This is a genomic window from Paenibacillus sp. P4_A7 (genome assembly GCF_056402455.1).
In genome coordinates, this window is record NZ_JBFUHJ010000263.1 from 1 (window position 1) to 7,601 (window position 7,601).

Below are 7,601 nucleotides of genomic sequence, written 5' to 3' on the forward strand. Positions count from 1 at the left end.
GCGCTGAAACAGGGCAGTATTTAACGATGACCAGGCTGTTAACCGGCAGTACAGGTAAGGGCTATGGCATCGTTATGATAGCGGTTCCGATTCGTTCATTACTGCCGGAGATGATAGCGGACCTGCCTTCTGCGGAAGCTGCGAATAGTCAGCTTTTTCTAATGAATGAGCAAGCGCTGCTGCTTGGGAATGAACAGATGTATGCCGCACTCGATCAGCATTATTTGATTAATGATCAGCCTATTAAGCAGCTAGGCTGGAGCTTAATGGAAGCGACGCCTAATGATCTATTTTCCAAAAAACTGCAATCGCTGCGCAATCAATCTATTTTTTGGCTTGTGCTGCTGTTGTTGGTCTGTTGCTGTCTATTTGTCATGATTATGCTGCGCATTATGAAACGGTTAAGGATGCTGCATAGCTCGATGAGCAAGGTAGGCTCTGGAAATTTTACGCCCATTCCAATCGGAAGCGGCGACGATGAGCTCGTGCTGCTTAGCAGAAAATTCAATGATATGGTTGCGAGCTTAAGTGTACTGGTCAAAAATGTTGCCGAAGAGCAGAAAAGAAAGGAAGAGGCTAGATTTCAAGCTTTGCAGGCTCAAGTAAAGCCGCATTTTTTGTTCAACACACTTACGTCGATCAAATGGTCTGCTAAGTTCTCAGGTGCGGAGCATGTGAGTGAGATGATTACCTCTTTAGGCAAGCTGTTAAGCTATTCGATGAGGAACGATAAGGAGCAGGCATTGCTGTCAGAGGAAATAGAATTTCTCAGCAGCTATGTATCCCTGCAAAATATTAGATTCAATAATATTGTGCATCTGGAAGTAAACCTTCCACCTGAGCTTCTGTCGGTGTCGATCCTGAAGTTTACACTCCAACCCATTGTAGAGAACAGCATTATGCACGGAAGAACCACTCCGTTAATGATAACGATTCATGGCGAAATTAATGATGGAATAGTGACGATCTGCATCAGAGATAATGGCGGGGGCAGTTCTAGCGCAGCGGATGACACAATTGAAAATAGGTCGGATACTAATGAATCGATGACTATTTCTAAATTTAGCGGCATTGGACTAAATAATATTCATGAGCGCATCAAAATGCATTTTGGTGAAACCTACGGCTTAACGGTTCGCAACATCAAGAATGAAGGCTTTGAAGTTAAGCTTCAGCTGCCAGTGCAGAAAGGGGAATAGTCAAGTGATCAAGGTGCTCATCATTGAAGATGAATTTTTAGTTAGAGTCGGCTTGAAAACCTTCATAACATGGGAAGAGGAAGGCTTTCAATTAATCGCTGAAGCATCTAATGGAATAGAAGCGCTAAGTATATTGGAGCACGAGCAATGCGACTTGCTATTAACAGATATCAATATGCCGCAGATGGATGGCTTGACGTTATTGCGCCGGGTGAAGGAATTATATCCTCATATGAAAAGCATTATTTTGTCCAATCACGATGACTTTGAATTTGTGCGGACGGCACTCCAGCTTGGGGCGCTGGATTATGTGCTTAAGCTCACAATGGAGCCTCAAGAGCTTATGTCGAAGCTTCGTGCGGTACAGCAGCAAATTGAGCAAGAACGCTCTGAACAGAATCAAGCAAAGCAATTGAACTCCAAAATCGAAATGTTTCAAAAGGAAATCCGTGAGAAAAGATTTTATGACATCATTACAAAAGCTTGCAGCAAGCGAGAAATTGCTGAGGTGCTGCAGGAGTTTCAGTTTCCTGCGAGTGAAAGCTATCGCAGTGTGATGCTGCAGATCGACAGATATCAACAGGTGTTGGAAACGAATACGTTCAAGAGTGAGAAGCTGCTTATTCAATCAGTAGCCAATATTATAACGGAGTTGGTGAGAGGGAGAGGTAGCGGTGAGCTAATACTGCTGGAAGCAGGCAGGTTCTCACTTTTATTGGCGAGTTTTTCTGCGAAACTGCTGGAAGAAATCAGAGACAGTATGAAAAGATATTTGAAGCTGGATATAAGCTGCGGCGTATCTAACTCCTTCTCTGATATATATGATGTGCATGCGGCATTCACAGAATCAGAGTATGCTTTAAGCTTTAACTTCTATGGCGGTGTCGAAAAAATTAGGTATGTAGAAACGCTATCTATATCGGCAGCAAGCACTGAAAGAATTAGCTGGAGCGATGAGGAATTGATAAGGCTGCTTGAGCAAAGAAATCAGGAAGCTATTATAACGTTTATTACAGAGCTGGGTGAGCGAATGTTTCAGCAGCAAGCGGTTGAGCCAAGTGAGACGAAGGAGCAGTGGATCAAGATTATTCATCTCTTCTCACAATCGTTGAGTGAGGTTGGCGGCGATATTTATTCTATTGCACCATACCAAGGCCGATTCCCATTCCAGACGATTCGGAATGCGGAAACATTGGATGAAGTTGTGGCTTGGCTGCAGGGATGGGTTGAGGTTTATTTTCAACATCTGAATCATTGTGTGGATCATCAGTGGCGTCCCGAAATTCAGCAAGTCGCACAGATAATCAAGGAGGGGTACGCAACCCAAATTAAATTGATGGATCTAGCTAAAGCGGTTGGTTACTCGGAATCGTACTTAAGCGTGCTGTATAAGAAGGAAACCGGTGAAACGATTATGGATTCGATTACAAGATATCGGTTGAAGAAGGCGAAGGAGCTGTTAAAGGACAAAGCGTTGAAGATCTACGAAATATCCGAAGCGGTGGGCTATACAGATCCTAATTATTTCGGTAAATTTTTTAGAAAAATAGAGGGTATTTATCCTCAAGAATACAGGAAAATCTATTTTAATATATAAGTAAAATGAGACGGATTTATACAGGAATAATCCCTTCTAAGAAGGCGAGTCGCTTGGTATTCTTGACATGTCGACGGACAATAACAAATACAGCCAATACGGAGGGGATAAGTTTTGATTAGAAAAAGCATGTGGATAATGATGCTTGTTAGTATGCTGGCGCTAAGTACAATATTGAGCGCATGCTCAAGCAGCAGTAATGGGAATACGAATGCAGGCAATGGAAGTGGAGTTGGAACGAAGGAAGAATCGACTGGCAATAAGTCAGCGGATAAGGTGGTTAAGCTGAAAATTTGGGGTGGCGTACCAGAGGAAAGCGGTCCCGGAGACGTTGTAGCTAACTGGAATGCAAGCCATCCTGAGATCCAGGTAGAGTATGTTCGCTATGTGAATGATGATAGTGGAAATACGAAGCTGGACACGGCGTTGATCAGCAATACAGACGCGCCAGACATCTTTATCAGCTATGGCGAAACGTATTTTAATCGCCGAATGAATGCTGGCATGACAGCATCTATGGATGAATGGATTAAGAAGGTAAGCTTTGATGTGGAAGCAGTGATCGGCAATGACAATGTCATTAAGAATGATGACCAAATCTACTACTTGCCAGCGATGAAACAAATTTCAATGGCGCTGATTAATCAGACGGCGCTAGCGTCAGCGGGTGAGAAATTGCCGATGGATTGGACATGGGATGATTATGTTGCGCTTGCTGGCAAGCTAACTAATGGTGACGTGTATGGCAGCTTTATTGAAGCTCCGGAAGAAATCCTACCAAAAATTTTACTGACCCTTAACCAGCCAGAGGATTCTTATTATAATGCAGAGGGCAAATCAAGCTTTGGCAGTGCCGCTGTTGAGAAGGGATTAGAGCTTCAAAAGCAGCTATATGACGAGGATTCGATGATTAGTTGGTCAGAGTCGGTATCTAATAATCTTAAACCATACAGTGAATTATTCACTGGCCAAGCTAATATGATTCTAGGCGGCACGCATTTGATGCGTTATGTAAAAAACACTCAAGATTTCCCGCGTGATTTTAAAGTAGCCTTTGCGCCAAACCCTCAATACGAGAAGGGCGGCAAAGTGAATATTGCTGGCTTCAATGATCTCATGTCCATCAACAGCAAGAGTGAGCATAAAGAAGAAGCGATGTCGTTCATCTCTTGGTATTTGACAGAGGGCAATACAGCGATGATTTCAGGCGGACGTATTCCGAGCAATAAGCAAGCGGATATGGACAAGGTAGTTGAATTATTCGTAGGTGAAGCAGAGGACTTAATCGATGTGGAGTCATTGAAGCAAGTGCTTAGCATTGATTATGTGTTTCCTAAGCAAGTGAAATCGGTGGCTTATGCTGAGCTGACGAAAATCTTGACAGAAGAATCAGAGAAATATTTGATGAACGCACAGACTCTAGAGCAAGCAATGGAAAGAGTCAAAGCTCGTGCGGATCAAGCTATTGAAGCTGAAAGTAAATAATTTTTTATGCTAACCATAATGAAAGAAGCATCTGCTGTGACAATCGTCATGCGCAGGTGCTTTTTTTAAATTATAGGGAGTATAAGTCACCGCGAGACGAACCTATCCCGCTAAAGGAGGGGAGAGTCATTTATACTTGTGCTAAAAAAAAGACGGAAAACGCCTAAAATACTACGTTTCATTATGAGATCGAAGTCATTAGTATAAAACCTATATTCAACATGAGGGGTGAACGAGCATGAATAATAAAGCGATAGCCAGGCTGTTCAGAGAGAATATGAAGGAAAATATCGCGGGATATTTATTTATTTTGCCCAATCTATTAGGGGTGTTTTTTTTCATCGTACTGCCACTGCTGTTCAGCCTGTATCTTGTATTCATGGATTGGGATTACTTGAAGGGGTTCGGTGGACTTACTTTCACTGGCTTCGACAACATTATTCGCATGACCAAGGATGAATATTTGTTGAGAGCGCTGATCAATAATGTGCTATTTACTGCGGTTACCGTTCCGTTAGCTATGGTGATGGGGCTTATGCTGGCAGTTGTAATTAATCGATTTGTGTATTTAAAAAACTTCTTAAGGACCATCTTTTTTCTGCCGTATGTAAGCAGCTTAGTTGCGGTGTCCATTGTGTGGAGCGTTCTATACAATTCCAGAAGCGGTCCGATCAATTCCGTTCTTCGATCGATCGGAATCGATAACCCGCCGGGCTGGCTAGCCAGCCCGCAATGGGCGTTAATCGCGATCATGATTATGGTTGCATGGACGTATATCGGCTACACGCTGGTGCTCTATATGGCAGGCTTGCAAGGGATTTCGAAGGATTTGTATGAGGCCGCCTCTATGGATGGCGCTAATCGGGTTACTCAATTTTTCAAAATTACGGTACCGATGTTGAAGCCTACAAGCTTCCTCATAGCGATAACGCTAATTATATCGACATTCCAAGTATTTGCAGTCGTCAATGTCATGACGCAAGGAGGGCCGCTCAATTCAACGATGGTAATGGCTTACCATATTTACCTTCAGGCGTTTCAATATTACAAAATGGGCTATGCAGCAACTTTGTCCTGGCTGTTATTCTGTATGATCTTCATCGTAACTCTTGTCCAGTGGAGAAGTCAGAAAAAATGGCAGCAGCATTTTTAATAGAGGAGTGAGAGAAATACGATGATCAAGCAACGATTCAGCCCTATTTTGATAAAAACGATTATTACTTCTGCCATGCTGCTACTAGCAGCTATTATACTGTCGCCGTTTCTATGGATGCTATCCGCATCGTTCAAAATACCGGCAGATATATTCAACTATCCAATTGAATGGATACCAAAAACATGGAATTTACGCAACTATGCAACGGTTTGGGGAGAGAAATATCATTTCGTCCAATATTATTGGAACACGATCAAAATTACAGTCATCACCGTAATTGGTTCTTTGCTGACCAGCTCACTTGCGGGCTTTGCTTTTGCTAAGCTTAATTTTAAAGGCAGAGATATCATGTTCCTGCTTTACTTGGCAACGATGATTATTCCGTCTCAAATTTTACTTGTTCCACGCTTTATCGTGTTTGACTATGTCGGTCTGGTGAATACGCATTGGTCGATCATTCTGCCCGGCGTCTTCTCCGTTATAGGCACATTTTTGATGCGGCAATTTTTCCTGACGATTCCTGGCGAGCTGCTCGAGGCCGGCAAGGTAGACGGAGCGAGCTATTGGCGAATTTATTGGCAAATATTTATACCGCTCGCCAAGCCGGCGCTAGTGTCATTGCTAATATTGACATTTACATGGACATGGAATGAGTATGAAAATCCGCTGATATTCCTGCGCGATACGAACTTGTACACATTGCCGCTCGGTTTAACCAACTTTGTTGATGAGAACGGAACGGATTACACTCTGATGATGGCAGCTTCGGTATCAGCGCTTGTACCGCTCATCGTTATCGTTGCTTTTTTTCAGAAGTGGTTCGTGGAAGGCATTTCGAGTACAGGCTTGAAATAACGGACACCTGTTTCCTATTGTCACTGTTGGAAATTAACAAGTAGATCTTTATCGAGGGAGAGTGTATGTTCTATGTTTATTATGGTTCCAGAGCAATCGATTGAAGTGATTAGAGAAGCAGAGGTTGTTGTTGCCGGAGGAGGACCCGCTGGGTATGCTGCCGCATTGGCAGCCGCCAGAAGCGGAGCCAAGACGCTGCTCATTGAGCGATACGGCTATTTGGGAGGGGTAGGTACGAACAGCCTAGTTTCCGGTTTTTCCAGCGGATTTCATGATGGGGAGCGAATGATTATCGGTGGTCTCTATCAGGAAATGAGAGATAAGCTGTTTCAGCAAGGCTCGTTAGTTAAAACGAATAATTATGAGCCGTTCGATCCTGAGGCGCTAGCTTTTTATTATATGAAAACATTGCTTGATGCCGGTGTAGAACTGATGCTGCATACATGGGTTGCTGATGTAGTGATGAAGGGCGATCGCGTGGAAGCGCTAATCGTAGAGAGCAAATCAGGGCGGCAAGCGATTCGCGCCAAGACTTATATTGATGCGACAGGCGATGCGGATGTGTGCGCACGGGCGGGCGTTCCCTATGATATTGGCAGACCTTCAGACGGCTTGATGCAGCCGGTTTCCCTGATGTTCGCCGTTGGCGGTGTAAATGCAGACCGCCTCATTCAAGAGATTGAGCAAATTGAAGGGGCACCGTTCGATGGACATATTTCAGGCATGAATCATATTATTTTCGGCGGCCAGGAGGAACGAATTGCGAAGGCAAAGGCGGATGGATTTTTATTCAATGTGCCTCGTCAGTCGATTGCAATCGCTTGGACGTTGCCAGGCAGGCCGGATGTGGTGTATTTGAATATGACCCGCATTCAGCAGGTGAATGGCACGAAGACGGATGATTTGACTCGGGCAGAGATCGAAGGACGCTATCAAGTTGAAGAGTGCGTGAAATTTTTGAAGTCGTATATACCGGGCTTTGAGCAAAGCTACTTGCAGAGAGTGGCCACGCAGGTCGGCATACGTGAAAGCCGCAGAATAAGAGGGAGCTACACCTTAACCGAAACAGACGTTATCCAATTGAAGCAATTCGATGATGTGGTGGCTCAAGCGCATTATATGATCGACATTCATGATCCGTCAGGTCAAGGCACTCATTATGTGGAGCTTAGCAAGGGAACCTCCTACGATATTCCGCTGCGCTGCCTGCTGCAGGATAAGGTAAGCAATTTGATAACCGCAGGCAGATGTATTTCAGCTACGCATGAAGCGTTCAGCTCCTTACGGGTCATGTCTGTATCGATTGCGC

6 protein-coding genes are annotated in these 7,601 nt (G+C 44.0%); all 6 read left to right on the forward strand.

Annotated elements, in window-relative coordinates:
- Positions 1-1,199: sensor histidine kinase (locus tag AC1DWN_RS22980; RefSeq protein ID WP_477561225.1), on the forward strand; the 1,199-nt coding region annotated here is incomplete at its 5' end.
- A gap of 4 nt (positions 1,200-1,203) precedes the next feature.
- Positions 1,204-2,796, forward strand: coding sequence for a response regulator (locus tag AC1DWN_RS22985; protein ID WP_477561226.1), 1,593 nt, complete (start codon positions 1,204-1,206; stop codon positions 2,794-2,796).
- 114 nt (positions 2,797-2,910) lie between these two features.
- Positions 2,911-4,281 (forward strand): ABC transporter substrate-binding protein, encoded by a 1,371-nt coding sequence (locus tag AC1DWN_RS22990; protein ID WP_477561227.1) that lies wholly within the window; start codon positions 2,911-2,913, stop codon positions 4,279-4,281.
- 238 nt (positions 4,282-4,519) lie between these two features.
- Entirely contained in the window at positions 4,520-5,434 is a 915-nt protein-coding gene (locus AC1DWN_RS22995) for a carbohydrate ABC transporter permease (protein WP_477561228.1), read from the forward strand.
- A 21-nt stretch (positions 5,435-5,455) separates the two neighbouring features.
- Positions 5,456-6,292 carry a carbohydrate ABC transporter permease gene (locus AC1DWN_RS23000; RefSeq protein ID WP_477561229.1) on the forward strand — a complete coding sequence of 279 codons (837 nt, stop codon included), beginning with the start codon at positions 5,456-5,458 and terminating at the stop codon, positions 6,290-6,292.
- A gap of 72 nt (positions 6,293-6,364) precedes the next feature.
- Positions 6,365-7,601 (forward strand): FAD-dependent oxidoreductase (locus AC1DWN_RS23005; RefSeq protein WP_477561230.1); only part of this gene is annotated, 1,237 nt, incomplete at its 3' end.

What these genes read in the sequence shown, in the direction of transcription:
- AC1DWN_RS22995 (WP_477561228.1), top strand. Translation starts at nt 4,520, where the DNA reads ATGAATAATAAAGCGATAGCCAGGCTGTTCAGAGAGAATATGAAGGAA.
- AC1DWN_RS23000 (WP_477561229.1), top strand. Translation starts at nt 5,456, where the DNA reads ATGATCAAGCAACGATTCAGCCCTATTTTGATAAAAACGATTATTACT.